8 protein-coding genes are annotated in these 19,127 nt (G+C 66.7%); 1 reads left to right on the top strand and 7 read right to left on the bottom strand.

Annotated elements, in window-relative coordinates; all coding sequences use genetic code 11:
• The first annotated feature begins 35 nt into the window (after positions 1–35).
• Positions 36–2,312 carry an FdhF/YdeP family oxidoreductase gene (locus H7V21_RS00810; RefSeq protein WP_188054763.1) on the top strand — a complete coding sequence of 759 codons (2,277 nt, stop codon included), beginning with the start codon at positions 36–38 and terminating at the stop codon, positions 2,310–2,312.
• A gap of 23 nt (positions 2,313–2,335) precedes the next feature.
• Here the strand turns inward: H7V21_RS00810 and treY are convergent, their stop codons facing one another.
• Genes treY through H7V21_RS00775 form a run of 7 tightly spaced genes read right to left on the bottom strand, consistent with a single transcriptional unit; the run spans position 2,336 to position 19,114 of the window.
• Entirely contained in the window at positions 2,336–4,792 is a 2,457-nt protein-coding gene (gene treY, locus H7V21_RS00805) for a malto-oligosyltrehalose synthase (RefSeq protein WP_188054762.1), read from the bottom strand.
• Complete coding sequence (gene malQ, locus H7V21_RS00800) at positions 4,789–6,804, bottom strand: 4-alpha-glucanotransferase (RefSeq protein WP_262503940.1); 2,016 nt, start codon at positions 6,802–6,804, stop codon at positions 4,789–4,791. Before malQ ends, treY begins: the two co-directional genes overlap by 4 nt.
• Positions 6,789–8,498, bottom strand: a complete 1,710-nt coding sequence (gene treZ, locus H7V21_RS00795) for a malto-oligosyltrehalose trehalohydrolase (protein ID WP_188054761.1) — start codon at positions 8,496–8,498, stop codon at positions 6,789–6,791. Before treZ ends, malQ begins: the two co-directional genes overlap by 16 nt.
• Positions 8,498–10,597 carry a glycogen debranching protein GlgX gene (gene glgX / locus H7V21_RS00790; RefSeq protein WP_262503939.1) on the bottom strand — a complete coding sequence of 700 codons (2,100 nt, stop codon included), beginning with the start codon at positions 10,595–10,597 and terminating at the stop codon, positions 8,498–8,500. Before glgX ends, treZ begins: the two co-directional genes overlap by 1 nt.
• Positions 10,594–12,792, bottom strand: coding sequence for a 1,4-alpha-glucan branching protein GlgB (gene glgB, locus H7V21_RS00785; RefSeq protein WP_262503938.1), 2,199 nt, complete (start codon positions 12,790–12,792; stop codon positions 10,594–10,596). The genes glgX and glgB overlap by 4 nt, the downstream gene beginning before the upstream one ends.
• A complete protein-coding gene (treS, locus tag H7V21_RS00780; RefSeq protein WP_188054760.1) occupies positions 12,789–16,037 on the bottom strand; it encodes a maltose alpha-D-glucosyltransferase in 3,249 nt (1,082 codons plus the stop codon). The genes glgB and treS overlap by 4 nt, the downstream gene beginning before the upstream one ends.
• Complete coding sequence (locus H7V21_RS00775; RefSeq protein WP_188054759.1) at positions 16,034–19,114, bottom strand: alpha-1,4-glucan--maltose-1-phosphate maltosyltransferase; 3,081 nt, start codon at positions 19,112–19,114, stop codon at positions 16,034–16,036. The genes treS and H7V21_RS00775 overlap by 4 nt, the downstream gene beginning before the upstream one ends.
• Between the last annotated feature and the right edge of the window lie 13 nt (positions 19,115–19,127).

Here is a 19,127-nt window from a genome sequence, read left to right as displayed (position 1 = left end):
AATAGCCTCTACTTCTCCGGTGGCGGGAGGCAGCGATGAAGAAGGCGAAGGACGGGACTGTCGGTTATTCGAGCCCGAGCGGCGGCTGGGGATCGGTACGCGGGATGGCGCGTATCGCACGCACGGAAGGGAGCGATCCCGCTGCGTTTCGCACGCTGGCGCGGCAGAACAAACCAGGCGGATTCATGTGCGTTTCCTGCGCCTGGACCAAGCCCGCGCATCCCCACCCGTTCGAATTCTGCGAAAACGGCGCCAAGGCCACTTTGTGGGAGGCCACGCGCCGGCGCTGCACCCCCGACTTCTTCGCGCGCCACAGCGTCGCCGAGCTGCAGCGCTGGAGCGACCATGATCTCGAAGAAGCCGGCCGGCTGACGCACCCGATGCGGTTCGACGAGGCGAGCGGCCATTACGTTCCCTGTAGCTGGGAAGAAGCCTGTGCGGCGATCGGAGCCGAATTGCGCGCCCTGGAACCGAAATCCACCGTCTTTTACACCTCGGGGCGCGCAAGCCTGGAAACCAGCTACGCCTGGGCGTTGTTCGCGCGGCTCTACGGGCACAACAATCTGCCCGACAGTTCGAACATGTGCCACGAAACAACGTCGGTAGCACTCTCGAAGACGATCGGTTCGCCCATCGGCACCTCGGTGCTCGACGACTTCAATCATTGCGACGCGATCTTCTTCTTCGGGCAGAACACCGGGACCAACAGCCCGCGGTTCCTCCACACGCTTGCGGAGGCCTCGAAACGCGGCTGCCGGATCGTGACCTTCAATCCGCTTCGCGAAAAGGGGCTGCTCGAATTCCGCAATCCGCAGAGTACGGAGATGGTGACCGGCGGCAAGACCGAGATTTCCTCCGACTATCATCAAGTGAAGGCCGGCGGCGACATCGCCGCGATTCTCGGGCTCTGCAAACATGTGCTGGCCGAGGACGACCGGCGCCTGGCCGCGGACGGCAAACATGTGCTCGACTGGGATTTTCTCGAACAGCACACCCACGGCTTCCGCGAGTTCGTCGCGAAGGTGCGCGGCACCGGATGGGAGGAGATCGAACGCGAGTCCGGCCTCGCCCGCGCCGACCTTGAGTCAGCAGCCCAGATATACGTCGATTCCGAGCGGACGATCGGCATCTACGGCATGGGGCTTACTCAGCACGTTCGCGGGTTTGAGAATGTCGCCAGCGTCGTCAATCTGTTGCTGCTCAAGGGCAACATCGGCCGCCAGGGCACGGGTGTTTCGCCGGTTCGCGGCCATTCGAACGTGCAGGGGCAGCGCACCGTCGGCATCGCCGAAAAGACGAAGCTGGTGCCGCTCGATCGCCTCGCCGAACAGTTCGGCTTCGATCCGCCGCGCGAGGATGGCGTGAATACGGTCGAAGCGTGCGAAGGCATCCTCGATGGCTCGATCAAGGCGTTCCTCAGTCTTGGCGGCAATTTCGTCCGCGCCATTCCAGAAACGCGGCGGATGGAAGAGGCGTGGCAGCGGATGCGGCTCACCGTCAACATCGCCACGCGGCTCAATCGCAGCCATCTGATCAATGGGCGGGTTGCCTATCTGCTCCCTTGCCTCGGCCGCAGTGAAGAGGACATTCAGGCGAGCGGCCCCCAGGTCGTTACGATGGAAGACAGCCTCAGCTGCATTCATGGCTCGATCGGCAAGCGCAAGCCGCCCAGCCCGGACCTGCGCTCGGAACTCGCCATCGTCGCCGGAATCGCCAAGGCCACGCTGGAGCCGAATCCGAACGTCCCCTGGGACGCGTGGGTCGGCGACTATGCCAAGGTGCGCGACGCGATCGAAGCGACCTATCCGGACATGTTCGTCGATTTCAACGATCGGCTGTTCACCCCCGGCGGTTTCTATCGCGGCAATTCGGCGCGCGAGCGGATCTGGAAGACCGAAAGCGGAAAGGCCGAGTTTACCGTGCCCGACGTGCTCAACGCCACCGGATATGCGGATGAAAGCGGTCGCTGGCGCCTCATCACGCTGCGCTCGAACGATCAGTTCAACACGACCATCTATGGCTATTCGGACCGGCTGCGCGGAATCGAGGGGACGCGCCAAGTGCTGTTGATGAACCCCGAGGAGATGCGCCGCGCCGGCCTCTCCGAAGGTCAGCGCGTGACGCTGGTGAGCGATGCCGGCGACGGCGTAGCGCGCGAAGTCGACGGGCTGGCAGTGACGCCCTACCGCCTGCCCGACGGATGCGTCGCGGGCTATTATCCCGAATTGAACCCGCTGATCCCGCTGGCGCATCACGACCATGCATCCAAGACGCCGGCCGCCAAATCGGTGCCCGTCCGGATCCGGATCTGACGCGCGAGCGGCCCAGGTCCGCGTCAGCTCTCCACCGACACGAATACCGGTGCATCCCAGAAAAGCTCGGCGGCAGCCAATCGTTCGCCGGCGCGAGTCACCAGATGCGTGTTGCTCCACCAGGCGGCCGCAGGCACCAACGCCGTGCCGCCCCCCGTCTCCCGCGCACAGTGGAGCGCAACCGCACCCGTAAGCGTCACTCCTTCGTGCGTCCGTGCGAATGCGAAGAGGTGGGCCGCGCGCTCGCCTTCCGCTTCGAGGCGCACGAAGTCGCCCGTCGCGAACAGCTCGGGATGGCGTCGGCGCAGGTCCAGCAGCTGCGCGATGATCCGCAGCTTCCGGTCGCCGCACGCTGCGTGCTGCGGCGAAGCGAGCACGGCACGGCGCAGCGCGTAATCGACCGGCCGCCGATTATCGGGGTCGACGAGGCTGAGATCGTCGAGCTCGGCACCCTGGTACAGATCGGGCACGCCGGGAAGCATGCAGCGCAGTGCGGCCTGCACCAGGGCGTTCGCGCGTGCCGGCGCCATCATGTGGCGGACGAATCGGGTTAGGTCACTCAGAAAGCCCGCCGAACGACTCGGGTCGAGCAGCGTCCGGATCCACTCTCGGCATAGGGCCTCATAGGCCGCATCCGGCGCCTCCCATGAGGAGCGGAGCTTCGCTTCACGCAGCGCCTTTTCCTGCCAGCCGTTCACCCGCGCTGCAAAGGCGGCGCAACCGGCGCGGTCGTCGGGAGCAAGATCGCTGGGCCAGGCGCCGTAGAGCGTCTGATACAGCATATACCGGTCGGCTCCCGCGATGCCGCTCTGCGCTCCGCCACTCGCTTCGTCCCAGACGGAGACGCGGGCGCCCCATTCCTCCGGCAGCTCGCTCAGCACGGCCTGCCGCGCGCGCACGTCCTCGCCGCGCTTGTGGTCATGCGTAGCCGTGGTGAGCATCGCATGCGGAAAGCTGGACGCGCGCTCTGCCATCGCGTCGGCAAACGCTGAGGGCGCCATGGCGAACCGCGCCGGATCGGAGCCAACTTCGTTCGACGACAGCAGCCGGCCGTAGCGATAGAAGGCAGTGTCCTCGACCGACTTCGCCGCGACAGGCGCGGAGAGTTGCTGGAACCGACGAACGGCTTCGGACGCGCGCGCAAGATCGCCGGGTCCCTCGCCCGCAAGCCAGCCGAGCAGCCGCTCGAGCACTTCGGCCTCGCCCGGCGGGGTGAAGCGCGCCGCGCCTCGGCGCACGGCGTCGCGCACCGAAGCATCGGCGGCGGGCGCCGCCTTTCCGGTGCCATAGGTTCGATAGACCGGAAACACCCACAGCGCCCGTTCGATCGCCCGACGCAGCATGCCACCGGTGAGGCCTTGCGTCTCCGGAGCCGTCTTCGCGAGCGCTAGGAAGCCCTCGACGCAGGCGCGCAACTGCCCCTCGAACGACCAGGACAGCATTTCCTGCCGCGCACGCAGCTCGGCATCCTCGAAGCTGCCGCTTTCGCCGCTGATGGATTCCCACAGGCGCGTGAGCGGCGCCTCTCCTGCCGGATCGTGCAAGAGTGCGCCGACATCGGCCATGAAGTCATAGCCGCTGGTCCCGTCCACGCCCCAGTCGCCTGCTAGCGGCTCGCCCGGCGCAAGGATCTTCTCGATCACGATCCAGGCGGAACCCTGTGGCGCATCGGCCGGCCGCGGAATGGAGTCGATCCTCGCGCGCAGCTGCCGGCAATAGCCTGCGGGGTCGGTCAGTCCGTCGACATGATCGATCCGCAGCCCGTCGATCAGACCCTCGCCCCAGAGGCGGAAGTAGAGTGCATGCGCCGCCTCGAACACTTCCGAATCCTCGATGCGCAGCCCGGCGAGATCGTTGATCGTGAAGAAGCGCCGCCAGTTGAGGTCATCGTTCGCCTGCCGCCACCAGCCGAAGCGATAATGCTGGCGATCGAGCAGCTCGCGCAACGATGCGCCGACGCGCGCCGCCGCATGGTCCTCCGGCCGGATGGGTACGCGGTGGCTGTCGTAGACGCGCAGCACCGGCTCGCCCCCCTCCTCGACGACGCCGATCTGCCCCTCCGCCAGCACCGTGTCGAGCGGTGCGCCGAGGATCGGAAGCAACAGCTTCTCGCGCCAGTCGATATCGAAAAATGATGCGTGGCGGCTGTTGCGGCCGTTTCGCAGCACATCGTTCCACCAGGGATTGTTGCCGCCCGCGACGCCCATGTGATTGGGCACGATGTCGATCACGATACCCATGTTGCGCGCACGCAGCGCGGCGACCAGGCTGCGGAAGCCCGCCTCGCCGCCCAGCTCCGCGCTGATCCGCGTCGGGTCGGCGACGTCATAGCCATGCATCGATCCCGGTGCCGCCATGGTGATCGGCGAGGCATAGATGTGGCTGATGCCGAGTGCGTCGAGATAGGGAACCAGCGCCTCGGCATCGGCAAAACCGAAATCGCGATGGAGCTGAAGCCGATAGGTCGCGCGCGGTGTCATCGCCGGCGCTCCAAGTTCAGCCGCTCCAGCCGCGCATCGACGGCAGGTTCGGCGAGCAAGGCCTCGGTCGTCCCCGGCATGCGCCGGCGCCAGTTCGGATGCTCGTCGATGGTGCCGGGCAAGTTCGGCTGTTCGACGGCGCCGACCACATCCTCCATCGGCACCAGCGCGAGCGTGCAGGGAGTTGCACCGACATGCGCCAGCGCGGCGTCGACGGCCGGCTCGGGGGAAGCGGCGGGCGGCTCCGGCCCCTCGGCGGCGCCCGAAGCACAAAACGCGTCCCAAAGCCGGGTTCGCTCCTTCGCGCGGTCGGAGCGCGCGGTCGCCTCATCGGCGGCTTCGGACCGTCGGCCGAGTTCCCACGCCCATTCGATGTCGCGCCCGCTCCACCATCCGGCCACGGTGGGCAGGTCGTGGGTGCCCGTCATCGCCACCGCCTGCGGCCGCCAGCGCTCGGGCGCCACGAAGCCGCCGCTGCGCGTCCGTTCGAACCAAAGTACGCGCATGCCGAGAATCTCCCGCGCCTCCAGCTTCGGCCGCAGCCCTTCGGGAACGGTGCCGAGATCCTCGCCGATCACGATCGCGCGCGCGCGCTGGGATTCGAGTGCCAGGATGCGGAGCATGTCGTCGAGCGGGTAGCGGAGATATGCCCCCTCGGCCGAGCTGGCACCATGCGGCACGACCCACAGCCGCCGCAGCCCCAGCGCATGATCGATCCGCAAGCCCCCGGCATGATCGAGCGCCGCGCGGAGGGTAGCGATAAAGGCGTCGAAGCCGGTCCGCCGCAGTCCGCTCGGCGAAAAGCCGGTGATCCCCCAGTCCTGCCCGTCCGGCCCCAGCGGGTCGGGCGGCGCTCCGATGGAGAGCCCGGTAAGCAGCTCGTCACGCCGGCTCCAGGCGTGGCTGCCGCCTGCATCCATCCCGACCGCGAGATCGGCGATCAGCCCCAGCGCCATGCCTGCGCCCGTCGCCCGCTCCTGCGCCGCGGTCAGGCTCTGCGCGGCAAGCCACTGCGCGAAGACGTAGAAGTCGACTTCGTCGCGATGCTCCGCAGCAAAGGCCGCGACCGCCTCGCTCTCGGGATCCCGATAGCCGGTGGGCCAATCCTGCCAGCCGTGCGCGCCCGAGGCGTGGAAGTGCGCATGGAGCGCGTCGAAGGTCGCATGCCGCTCCAGTTCCCTGCCTTTCGAGCGGCGCCACTCGGCGACCGCAGCCAGAACCGGCTCCGATGCACCCGCGAACGCTGCGCGGAGTGCCTCTATCCGCTCGGGAATCGCTTCCTCCCAGCCGATCAGATCGCGCGGGGCGGCAGTCGGTGCGGCATGCCCGGCAAGCGCGGGATCGCCGAACAGGATGTTGTGAAACAAGCGACTCGAAGGTGCATAGGGGCTGAAGCGCCTTGCATCCGCCGGAAATAGCGCGTGAGTCGGGCTGATCGCCAAAGCATCGGCTCCGCGCCGGGCAAACGCCTCGGCGGACGCAGCGAGCGTACCGAAATCGCCGAATCCGGTGTCGCGCCCGTCGCGCAATGCCGGCACTTGCACGGCCGGTCCCCAGAGTCGTCGGCCCTGCGCCACATCGCCGACGCCGAAGCAGCGCACCGGCGCCACAGCAATTCGCAGCTCGCGATCGCCGATCCGCAGCAGGTGATAGCCGGTCTCGGTGATCGGAGGCAGCATTGCGCCGGCCCGGCCGGAGCGGATCGCCAGGCGCCGGCTGCCGCCATCCTCCAGCAGGAGTTCGGCTTCACCGGAGGCCGCGCATCCGCCGGGCAGCGGCACCGGCGATCCGGCGTCGGCGGAGAGGAAACGGGAGTCGTCTTCCTCCTGCGCCTGTTCTTCGAGGCTGCGGGAGATATCGGCAGCGGTTTCCGCGGGGCGCCCCAGGGCGGTCAGCACGCGCCGCAGCGCCTCGTCCGAAACGCGCTGCGGCTTTCCGCTCGCGTCCTCCCAGTCGCGCTGGAGCCCCACGGCGGCGGCGAGCCGATCGAGCTCGCTCACGGGGTCAGCCATGCCGCGAAGCTTCTCGGTGCACCGGGCTCGCCCAGCGCGAACAGCGGTTCGCTTGGCAGCCGAGGAAAGCGGGCGTCCGCCTCGCCGAGGTTCACCGCCAGCGCCAACTCCGCGCCATCGGCCATTCGCCAGCGCGCCGCCACTGCTCCCGTGCCGAGCACCTCGGCCCCGAGCCCGTGCGCACCCTTTAGCCTTGGAACGATTGCCTGCCGCCGCAGGGCGAGCAATTCGCGGTACAGCGCCTGCCACTCGCCCGCGTCCGGTCCGGGCCGCGGTGCCGATTGCAGGAACGTGTCCTCATCGTTCGGATCGGGAATGCGCGCCCGTGCCTCCGCACCGGCAAAGGCAGCGAATTTGGCAAACTCGCGCCGTCGGCCCTCGCGGACGGCATCGGCAAGCGCGTCGTGAAAATCGGTGAAGAACAGGAAGGGAGACCGGCTGCCGCTTTCGTCACCCATGAACAGCAGAGGGATCTGCGGACAGAGAAGCAGCAATGCAGTCGCCGCGCGCAGCTTGCCGGCGTCGGCGAGCAGCGTCAGTCGTTCACCCAACGCGCGATTGCCGATCTGATCGTGGTTCTGGAGGAAGGCTACGAAGGCCGTGGTCGGCAGCGCGGAGCTCGGCTTGCCACGGGCTTGGTCGCTGCCCGGGGGCGTTTCGCCCTGATAGATGAATCCTTCGCCCAGGCAGCGGGCGAGCTTCGCCGTCGGCTCGTCCGCAAACCCTGCGTAATAGCCTTCGCTCTCGCCGGTCAGCAGCACATGCAGAACATTGTGGAAATCATCGTTCCACTGCGCGTCATAGCCGCCGGGCTTCAGCCGATCGGAGTCGTTATGCTCGTTTTCGAGCACCAGATGGATATGTCGTTCTGGCACAGCCGCGCGAAGCTCGGCTGCCATCTCGTCCAGAAAGCCCGTGTCACCGATCGCGTGAACGGCATCGAAGCGCAGCCCGTCGAAGCGGTATTCCTCCAGCCACATCCTTGCATTGTCGATGAAAAACCGCCGCACCGCCGGCTCGGACACGGCGACCGCTCCGCCCCAGGGCGTTTCGGTGCGGGAGTCGAAAAAGCGGGAGGCATAGGCCCCGAGGTAATTCCCGTCGGGGCCGAAGTGATTGTACACCACGTCGAGCAGCACCATCAGGCCCAGTTCGTGGGCCCGGTCTATCAGTGCCTTGAGCGCGTCCGGGCTGCCGTAGCTTTCGGCGACGGCATAGGGCAGCACACCGTCATAACCCCAGTTGCGCGTACCGCTGAACGCCGCCACCGGCATCAGCTCGATCGCAGTTACGCCGAGATCCGCCAGTCCCGGCAGCATCTCCGACACGCCCGTGAAGCCGCCCGCCACGCCGGCGTGAATTTCCTGGATTACTGCTTCTTCCCAGGGTCGGCCGCGCCATTCGGTGCAGCGCCACGAATAGCGTTTCGGGTCAACGAGAACACTCCAGCCGTGGACGCCGCCCGATTGCACCCGCGACGCGGGATCGGCGACAGCAAGGCCCGGCTCCAGCGAGAAGCGATAGCGCGCACCGGCGGATGCAACAGCGACCGCCTCGAACCAGCCGTCACCGGCCGGCTCCATCGGCACGCGCTCGCCTCCGGCGAGCTCCAGTGTCACGGCGGTGCGGTCAGGTGCCCACAGCCGGAAACATGCTCTGCCGTCCTCGAGCCATTCAGGACCCCAGCGCTGCATCACGGCGGATCCGTCCCCACGATCAGCATCGCGGCACGATCGAGAACTTCGATGGTCTCGCCGACCGCCCGTTCGGGCGCCTGTGGGTCGGCGCTGTCGATCACCAGGAACCGGCTCAGCAGCGGCGGCGGGAGGTGGAAAACGAGCGGCTCGTGCGAGCCGTTCATCAGCATCGTCACGGCCTCCAGGTCGCCGTTCTTCTTGCGCCGCGTTCGCCGCACCACCAGCGCCCGCCCCTCGGGATTGTGCCAGTCGTCCTCTGAAAGATGCTCGCCGCGCTCGTCGAACCAGTCGATGTCGAGAATGCCCGGCGCCACTTCCACTTCGCCGTGGAGGAAGCGGTTGGCGCGGACCAGCGGGTAATGGCGGCGGACCGCCGTCAGCCGCCGCACGAAATCGCTCATCGCATGGCCATAATCGCTCTCCAGAAGCGACCAGTCGAACCAGCTGATCTCGTTATCCTGGCAATAGGCATTGTTGTTGCCATGCTGGGTCCGGCCGAACTCGTCGCCGCCGAGCAGCATCGGCGTGCCCAGCGACGCAAACAGCGTCACCAGCATCGAACGCTTCACGCGATCGCGCAGCTCGCGGACCCGGGGATCGTCGGTCGGCCCCTCGATGCCCCAGTTGCACGAGTAATTCTCCGAATGGCCGTCGCGGTTGTCTTCCAGATTGGCTTCGTTGTGCTTCTCTTCGTAACTGACCACGTCCTCGAGCGGCTGGCCGTCATGTGCGGTCACGAAGTTGATGCTCGCCCACGGTCGCCGCGCGCGCATATCGAACAGATCGGCCGATCCGGAGATGCGGTTGGCGAATTCGGGTCGCATACCGCTGTCGCCGCGCCAGAAGCGGCGGGTGGAATCGCGGAACTTGTCGTTCCATTCGCCAAACCCGGGCGGATGGTTGCCGAGCTGATAGCCACCCGGGCCGATGTCCCAAGGTTCGGAGATCAGCTTCAGGCCGTTCAGCACCGGATCCTGGCGCAGCACGTCGAAAAAGCCGGACCGCGGATCGAAGCCATTGTGTCCGTCGCGGCCCAGCGTCACTCCCAGATCAAACCGAAACCCGTCGACGTGAAAGCTCTGCGCCCAATGGCGCAGCGAATCCGCCACCATCTGCAGCACGCGCGGATGGCTGAGGTCGAGCGTGTTGCCGGTGCCCGTATCGTTTACGCAATAGCGAGGCTCGTCCGGCATCAGCCGATAGTAAGTGGCATTGTCGAGCCCGCGGAAGTTGAAGGTGGGGCCAAGCTCGCTTCCTTCCGCCGTGTGATTGTAGACCACGTCGAGGATCACTTCGATCCCCGCCGCATGCAGCCGCCGGATCGCGATGCGCAGTTCGTCCGCGTCGTCGCTGGCCATGTAGCGCCGCTCGGGCGCAAAAAAGCTCAGGGTGTTGTAGCCCCAATAGTTGGTGAGGCCGGCTTCCTGCAGCCGCCGGTCCTGCACGAAGGAATGGATCGGCAGCAGCTCGATCGCGGTCGCGCCGATCCGCTGCAGATGCGCGATCACCTTCGGATGCGACAGCGCGGCGAATGTGCCGCGTTCGCGCGCCGGCACATCCTCCAGCAGCTTCGTCAGCCCCTTGGCATGCGCTTCATAGATCACTGTGTCGGACCATGGCGTGTTCGGCAGCGTGTCGCCCGTCCAATCGAAACTCGTGCTGGCAACCACGGCCTTGGGCATCGCCGCCGCGCTATCGCGTCGGTCGAAGCTCAGGTCCTTGCGCGACGAACGGACGCGATAGCCGTGCAGCGCATCGGTCCAGCGCAACTCGCCCGCCAGCTTCTTGGCATAGGGATCAAGCAGCAGCTTGTTCGGATTGAACCGGTGGCCCGCCTCGGGGTCGTAGCGGCCGTGCGCGCGAAAGCCGTAGAGCAGCCCGGGCCGCGCATCCGGCAGATAGCCGTGCCACACCTCATCGGTCCATTCCGGCAGCTCATAGCGCGCGATCTCGCGGCGACCGCTCGGTTCGAACAGGCACAACTCGATCCGGTCGGCATTGGCGGAGAAGACGGCGAAATTGACGCCCAGCCCGTCGAAGGTCGCTCCGAGCGGATAGGGCATACCGGGTTCCAGCCGGCGCGGCAGCAGAGTCAAGCAGTGGCTCCTTCATGGCGCAGCAGGATCGCGCCGAGGGGGGGCAAGGTTATCGCGGCCGAATGCGGCTGGTCATGCATCCCTCCGCCGTCGGCGGTGACCACTCCGCCGTTACCGATGTTCGCGCCACCATAATGCGCCGCATCCGAATTCAGCACCTCGCGCCAGGCCCCGCCGTGCGGAAGGCCGATACGATAGTCGCGCTGCGGCTCGGGCGTCAGGTTCAGGGCGACGGCGAGTGGAGCGCCATCGCCGCCGCTGCGGACGAACGCATAGACGCTGTTCTCGGCGTCGTCCGCAGTCAGCCATCGGAATCCGCCGGGCTCGCAGTCGCGCGCGTGCAGCGCCGGCTCGGCGGCGTAGAGCCGATTGAGGTCGCGTACCAGCCGCTGGACTGCCGCATGCTCCGGGGAATCGAGCAGGCCCCAGGGCAACGATTCATCGTGGTTCCACTCCTGCTCCATCGCGAGCTCGCAGCCCATGAACAGCAGCTTCTTGCCGGGATGCGTCCACATGAACGCCAGATAGGCGCGCAGGTTGGCGAACTTCCGCCAGCGGTCGCCCGGCATCTTGTTCCATAGCGACCCCTTGCCGTGCACCACTTCGTCATGGCTGATCGGCAGGAGATATTTCTCCGAATAGGCATAGACCATCGGGAAGCTGAGCTCGCCATGGTGCCAGCGGCGATGGACCGGGTCGCGCTCGATGTAGGTGAGCGTGTCGTGCATCCAGCCCATGTTCCACTTGTAGCCGAAACCGAGTCCGCCGTCGGCGAGCGGGGCGGTGACGCCGGGCCAGGCAGTCGATTCCTCCGCGATGGTGACGGCACCGGGGCAGCGATCGGCGACGATGCCGTTCATCGCCTTCAGGAAGTCGACCGACTCCAGATTCTCGCGCCCGCCATGGACGTTCGGCACCCATTCGCCGGCATTGCGGCTGTAGTCGCGGTAGAGCATCGACGCGACGGCATCGACGCGCAGCCCGTCGACATGGAACGTCTCCAGCCACCACACCGCCGAAGCGAGCAGGAAGCCCGAGACTTCGCGCCGCCCCAGATTGTAGATCAGCGTGTTCCAGTCCTGGTGAAAGCCCTCGCGCGGATCGGCATGTTCGTAGAGGTGTGTCCCGTCGAAGCGGGCGAGACCGTGCGCGTCGGTGGGGAAATGCGCCGGCACCCAATCGAGGATCACGCCGATGCCCGCGCGGTGACACGCATCGACGAACCCGGCGAAGTCCTCGGGCCGGCCGAACCGTGCCGAGGGCGCGAATTGCGACAGCGGCTGATAGCCCCAGGAACCGCCGAACGGATGCTCCATGATCGGCAACAACTCGACATGCGTGAAGCCCATGTCCGCGACATAGGGAATCAGCTTGTCGGTCAGCCCGGCCCAGTCGAGCGTGCGCTGTCCCTCGCCGTCGGCCAGCATCCAGGATCCGGCATGAACCTCATAGACGCTGATCGGCGCGTCCGGAGCGTGGCGGCGCGCGCGCTCCTCCATCCAGTCCTCGTCGGTCCAGCGATAGTCGGGCGGCGGCGCCACGACCGATCCGGTCGCGGGCGGCGGCTCGGTCTGGCGCGCACAGGGATCCGCCTTCTGGACGATGCTGCCGTCGGCACCGGCGACTTCGAATTTGTAGCGCGTGCCCGGCCCCAGCCGCGGCACGAACAGCTCCCAGACGCCGGCTGAATGGCGCAGCCGCATCGGGTGGCGTCGCCCGTCCCAATTGTTGAAATCGCCGACCACCGACACGCGCCGGGCGTTCGGCGCCCAGACGGAGAACGCCACCCCCGGAACATCGTCAAGCACGCGCGGCTGCGCGCCGAACACGCGCGCAAGCTCCAGATGCCTTCCTTCGGCGAACAGGTGCAGATCGAGGTCGCCGAGCACCGTGCCAAAGGCATAGGGATCCTCGGTCTCCTGCTCGACTCCGCCGGGCCAGGAGATACGGAGCAGATAGGCCGTGTCGCGCGACGGCGAGCCGGTGAACACACCCGGCGCCACTTCGTCGAGCGCGCCGATCGGTTCGCCCGTGTCGCGCGCTAGAAGCGACACCGCCTCGGCGCCCGGCTGAAAGGTGCGGACCACCAGCGTGTCGCCGCTGCGATGCGGGCCCAGGAGCGAAAAGGGATCGTGCAGCCTGCCCTCGAGCAGTGCGGACGCCGCCGATCCAAGCATCTCGTCGAATGCGGTCATGCGGTCTCCTTGTCGAGCAAATTGGCGGCCGCGGCGGCAAGGCCGGCAACGGGCACGCCGATCCAGTCCGGCCGGTTCGCGGCTTCATAGGCGACTTCATACGCCGCCTTTTCGAGCAGAAAGAGGTCGAGCAACGCGTCCGTGGTCGCGCCCTCGGCCGCCGCCGAGCGATACCCTGCGAGGAAAGCGTCGTTCGCGCGCACCCGGAACATCGCCGCACCCTCTTCGGCGCGAACCTCCCAGGTCTCCGCGCCCGCGGGCCGATCGCGCTCGGCCACCGCGGCCGCATAATCGAACGAGCGAAGAATCCCGGCCACATCGCGCTCGGGCAGGTCCTTCGCCCGGCGTTCGCCGAGCGGCCGCGTCGGCTCGCCCTCGAAATCGATCAGCATCACGTCGTTGCCGGTGACCAGCACCTGCCCGAGGTGCAGGTCGCCGTGAATGCGCGTGCGTGATCGGCCGACAGCCAGCCGCGCAGCTTCGCCGATCCGGTCGATCAACGCATCGCGCTGCTCGAACAGGCGTTCGGCATGGCCGCGTGCGCTATCGTCGAGCGTCGCTCCGCGCAGGCGTCCCAGAGCCTTGTCGACTTCGCCCTTGATCCGCCCGCCCAGCTTGTCGGCATCCTCGAGTGACATCGGCTCGGGCGCAAAAGCGGGATCGTCACTCTCCCGCGCGAGCACGCCATGCATTTCCGCGAGCCGCTGCCCAAGATTCTCGGCAAAGTTCACATAGTTGGAGAAGCTCCAGTCGGTATCGGTATGGAGCCTTCCAAGCGTCCCCAGCGTCCACTCCCAGCCGTCGCCCTGGTTGTAGACGAAGGCCTGGGCCAGCATCATCAGCGTCTCGGCGTCGCCCTCGGTCCGAGTCACTGTTCCCAGGATCGCCGGCACATTGGCATAGCCGTTGCGCGTCAGATAGCGGACCATCTCGACGTCCGGATGGACGCCCGGCGCCACCTTCCGCAGCAGCTTGAGCACGGCCTTGCGCCCGACGATCATTGTGCTGTTCGATTGCTCGGCAGCGATCCATTCGGCCTCGTCATCGGGCGACAGATCGAATTCCGGCGTGGCGGCGAACCGGATTTCCCCGCTGTGCACCGGCAGTGTCGTTCCATGCCGCATGCCGGTCAGCACCGAACGCGCGAAGTCCCCCAGGGCGAATCCGTCGGTCAGCAGGCCGACAGTACGGCCACGCCGCACCCGCGCGATTGCCAGGTTCGAGGCATAGGGGCCCTGCCCCTCGCCTTCCCAGGCGATGCCGAGCGGCAGCATATAGGTCGCCTCGCCGCTGTCCGTATCGACTGCGATTTCGCCGAGCAGAAGATCATCGGCGGCGGGCATCGGCGTGGCGCTCAACAGCCGCACGTTTGCGATCTGCTCGTCCTTGGCGCCGAACCAGCGGCGCTGGCGCACATAATCGCACAGTACGTCGCGTTCGAGGACGCCCTTGTTCGTGCCGCTCGCAATCTCGCCCAGCGACCGGCGCAGGACGAACGTGTGCCGCTCCACTTCGCTTCCCGGCGCGGCCGAGGCCCATTCGGGCGCCTCGCTGTCGGTCAGTTCGAACCAGAGGAAGCCATAGGGCGGAAGCGTGAGAAGATAGGGCAATTGCCCCACCTTGGGAAATGCCGCCCCGCCCGAAAGCTCGATCGGAGTGCGCCCTTCGAATTGCTTCAAGTCGAGCTCGACTGCCTGGGCGGTGCGCGAGAGATTCGCGACGCACAGGATCGTCTCGTCCTCGTGCTGGCGCAGATAGGCGAGGATGCGGCGGTTCGCCGGCCGCAGGAAAGTCTGGCTGCCGCGGCCGAACGCCTGATGCTCGCGGCGCACGGCCAGCATCCGCTTCACCCAGTTGAGCAGCGAGTGACGGTCGCGCTCCTGTGCTTCGACGTTCACTGCCTCATAGCCGTAGAGCGGATCCTGGATCGCGGGCAGCGTGAGCGAAGCGGGATCGGCGCGGCTGAACCCGCCGTTGCGATCGGGCGACCATTGCATCGGCGTGCGCACCCCGTCGCGATCGCCGAGGAAGATATTGTCCCCCATGCCGATCTCGTCGCCGTAATAGAGTACGGGCGTCCCCGGCATGGTGAGCAGCATCGCGTTCATCAGCTCGACGCGACGCCGGTCGCGTTCCATCAGCGGCGCGAGGCGGCGCCGGATGCCGAGATTGATTCGCGCACGCCGGTCGGCGGCATAGGTGTTCCACAGATAGTCGCGCTCGGCATCGGTTACCATTTCGAGCGTCAGCTCGTCGTGGTTGCGGAGGAAGATCGCCCATTGCGCATCGCTGGGGATGTCGGGCGTCTGGCGCATGATGTCGGTGATCGGGAAACGGTCCTCCTGCGCCACCGCCATGTACATCCGCGGCATCAGCGGGAAGTGGAACGCCATGTGGCATTCGTCGCTGGCGCCATCGGGCGTACCGCCGAAATATTGCTGCGTATCCTCCGGCCACATATTCGCTTCGGCGAGCAGCATGCGATCCGGATAATGCGCGTCGAGATCGGCGCGGATCTTCTTCAGGACGTCGTGCGTCTCGGCCAGATTTTCGTTCGACGTGCCATCCCGCTCGATGAGGTAGGGAATCGCGTCGAGCCGCAGCCCGTCGATCCCGGCGTCGAGCCAGAAGTGCATCACCGACAGCACTTCCTCGAGCACCTTGGGATTGTCGAAGTTGAGATCGGGCTGATGGCTATAGAAGCGGTGCCAGAAATAGGCCTGGGCCTCGTCGTCCCAGGTCCAGTTCGACTTTTCGGTATCGAGGAAGATGATCCGCGTGCCCGAATAGAGCTTGTCATCGTCCGACCAGACGTAAAAGTCGCGCTCCGGGCTGCCCGGAGGCGCCTTGCGCGCCGCCTGGAACCAGGGGTGCTGATCGCTGGTGTGATTGATGACCAGCTCGGTGATGACGCGGATACCGCGCTCGTGCGCCGCATCGATGAAGCGGCGCGCATCCTCGATCGTGCCATAATCGGGGCTGACGTCGCGATACTCGGCGATGTCGTAGCCGTCGTCGCGGCGCGGACTGGGGTAGAAGGGCAGCAGCCAGATCGCCGTCACGCCCAGATCGGCGACATAGTCGAGCTTCGCCATCAACCCCGCGAAGTCACCGATTCCGTCGTTGTTGGAATCGAAGAAGGATTTGACGTGGAGCTGGTAGATGACGGCGTCCTTGTACCACAAGGGGTCGTCGGCAGCGGTGATCGCCGCAGCCCCGGTGGCGGTTTGCGCGGGCGCGTTCATGCCCGATCCTCCGGAAAGAGCCGCCAGATCCGATAGGGCAGATCGGGCGCGATCCGGGTGTGCTGATACTTGCCGTGCCAGGCGAAGCGATGCCCCTGGTGCAGATCTTCGACCTGGATTGTCCCGTCATCGGGCAGGCCGAACTCCCACAGCGGCACCGCAAAATCGCATTCCTGAGCGTGATGCGGATCGAGGTTGACCATCACCGCGATCATCTCGCTGCCGTCGGGCGCCGGCTTTCCATACCAGAGGATGTTGTCGTTGTGCGCTTCGTAGAAGCGCGTGTTGAGATGCGTCTGCAGCGCGGGATGGGCGCGCCGCAGCCGGTTGAGCAGCGTCACATCCTCGACGATGTTGCCCGGAGTATTCCAGTCGCGCGGCCGAACCTCGAACTTCTCGCTGTCGAGATACTCTTCCTTGCCCGGACCTAGCGGATCGGATTCGCACAGCTCGAACCCCGAATAGACGCCCCACAGGCCGGAGAGCGTCGCGGCAAGAACCGCGCGGATCTGGAAGCCTGGCCGTCCCGATGTCTGGAGGAAGAAGGGATTGATGTCGGGCGTGTTGACGAAGAAGTGCGGGCGATAGAACTCCTTCGGCGCGGTAGTGGCCAGCTCGGTGACATAGTCGATCAGCTCGTGCTTGCGATCGCGCCAGGTGAAATAGGTGTAGCTCTGCGAGAATCCGACCTTCGCCAGCCGGTACATCATCGTCGGCCGCGTGAAGGCTTCGGACAGGAAGATCACTTCGGGATGCCGGGCGCGCACGTCGGCGATCATCCACTCCCAGAACGGCAGCGGCTTCGTGTGCGGATTGTCGACGCGGAACGTCTTCACGCCATGCTCGACCCACAGCAGGATCACGTCGCGCAGCGCGGTCCACAGGCCGGGCACGGCGTCGGGGCCATAAAAATCGACGTTGACGATGTCCTGATATTTCTTCGGCGGGTTCTCGGCATATTTCATGCTGCCGTCGGGCCGCCACGCGAACCAGCCGGGATGCTCGCCGAGCCACGGATGATCGGGCGATGCCTGGATCGCGAAATCAAGGGCGATCTCCAGCCCATGTTCGTGCGCCGCGGCCACCAGCCGATCGAAATCCTCGAAGCTGCCGAGTTCGGGATGGATCGCGTCGTGCCCGCCTTCGGCGCTGCCGATGGCATAGGGGCTGCCCGGATCGTCGGGCCCCGGAGTCAGCGTGTTGTTGGGGCCCTTGCGATTGGTCTTGCCGATCGGATGGATCGGCGGGAAATAGAGCGTGTCAAATCCCATTTCGCGCACGCGCGGCAGTTGGCCGATCACATCGGCGAAGGTGCCGTGGCGGGCCTTCTCGTCGGTCTGCGACCGCGGAAACAGCTCGTACCAGCTGGAAAAGCGGGCCGCGATTCGCTCGGCATCCACTCGCTGCACTGGCGAACGAAGCGCGTGCGGCCGATCGTCGACTACGCCCATCAGCGCGGCGAGATCCTCGTCGAGCAGCGCCTCGGCGCTGGCGTCCAGATCGGGGGCCGCTTCCGCACGGCGCAAGGCGCTCTTGAGCGCCGTGGCCTGTCGGCCCTTCGCGCGCTGCATCGCCTCCTCGATCATCGCCCTGCCCTCGGCATGGTCGACGGGTTGGTCGACTTCGGCAGCACGCTTCTTCGCCAGATCCCGGCGAAAGCCACCGTAGCGATCGAGCCACGCTTCGACCGAAAATTCGTGGCGCCCGAGCCGGTCGAGCGGGAATTCGGCCTGCCACACATCATTGGCCAGCGGAGCCATCCGCGCCGTGCTCCAGCCCTTCGCATCCGCTGCCCGCCAACGGAGTTCGGCTGCAAGCTGCTCATGCCCATCGGTGTAGATCGTCGCGCGAACCGTGAGCGTATCGCCGACCACGCGCTTTACGGCGAAATCGCCCCCATCGACGCCGGGGCTCACTTCCTCGATCACGAGCCGCGGCCAGTCGCGCGCCTTGGCGGCATCGCCGGCAGTATTGCGCGGCAGAATGACGCTCGCTGCTCGGCTTCCCTTCAGCACCCGCACCTCACCCGGGCCGAGCGGCGCGTCCGGCGCTCCGTCGCCGTCGAGACTCTCGAAGTCGCACAGGGCAATTCCGGCGGGCTGCAGCACTGCGGGAAGCGAGGGGACATCGGCGGTCTCGGCACTTGAATTGATGAGGATCACGGCGGCCTGCCCAGCCTCCCGCAGATCGGGCGCATCGGCGCGCAGCAGTGCGGTTACCGGCGCGGCAGGCCCGGTGAGCTGCCGCATCCCGCCGCTGAACTCGGCAAGCGCTCTCGCCTGGCGAACCGCTCTGGCCGCTGCTGCGCGCAGGTGCGGCGTGTGCAGCAGCTCGGCGGGCAGGATCAGCCCGTCGGCGGTCGCAGCCGCAGCACCCAACGCACGCTCGGGAATCGACGCATCCGGGCGCAGTTCGGCAAGCAGCGGCGCGGCGCCGCAAAGCGCCTCGCGCTCCTCGACCAGCCAACTGGCGCGATAGTCCCACCAAGCGAAGGAGGAGACGAGATGGTCGAGCGCCTCCGCCAAGGCTCGCGCGCGACTGCGATCGCCGGCAAGCGGCCCCGCGATCAGCCGAATGCCCGGCAACCGCGCCCGCAACGCAGCAATCAGCTCGGGCGCGAGCCGCTGCGGCTCGAGCAAGCGGAAGCCGGTTACGCCCCGATCGACAAGCCGCGCCAGCGACTCGGCGATCGGCGCAATCACGATCTCAGCGGTTTCGGCATTGCGCAGCCGCGCCAGCGCCTCGCCGGCGGCGGGCATCGGCCGGCGCGGGTCGATGACTGCCTCGGCGCTTTCGCGGCGGATCGTGAATGCTTCGGGATGTGACGCAACCAGCGGATGATCGAGCGGGAACCGCGCCAGATCGACTTCGCGATAGACGGCGACCCCCTCGGGAATCGCGAAGCGCTCGTCGGCCTCGGTGCCGTTCGGGCCGAACAGCGGCACACGCCCTTCGACGAGCAGCGCGTCGCAGCCGATCTCGCGGGCGAGTTCGCCCCAGCGCAATGCCTCTTCTGCCTCTCCTGCTTCACGATCCCGGTGTTGTGGTACCGAAAGGACGATGGTTGCGGATGGCAAGGCAGGCTCCCTG

The organism is Sphingosinithalassobacter sp. CS137 (genome assembly GCF_014334115.1).
In the GTDB taxonomy this organism is placed as follows: Bacteria; Pseudomonadota; Alphaproteobacteria; order Sphingomonadales; family Sphingomonadaceae; genus Sphingomonas.
This window is presented reverse-complemented; position numbering and strand designations above follow the sequence as displayed.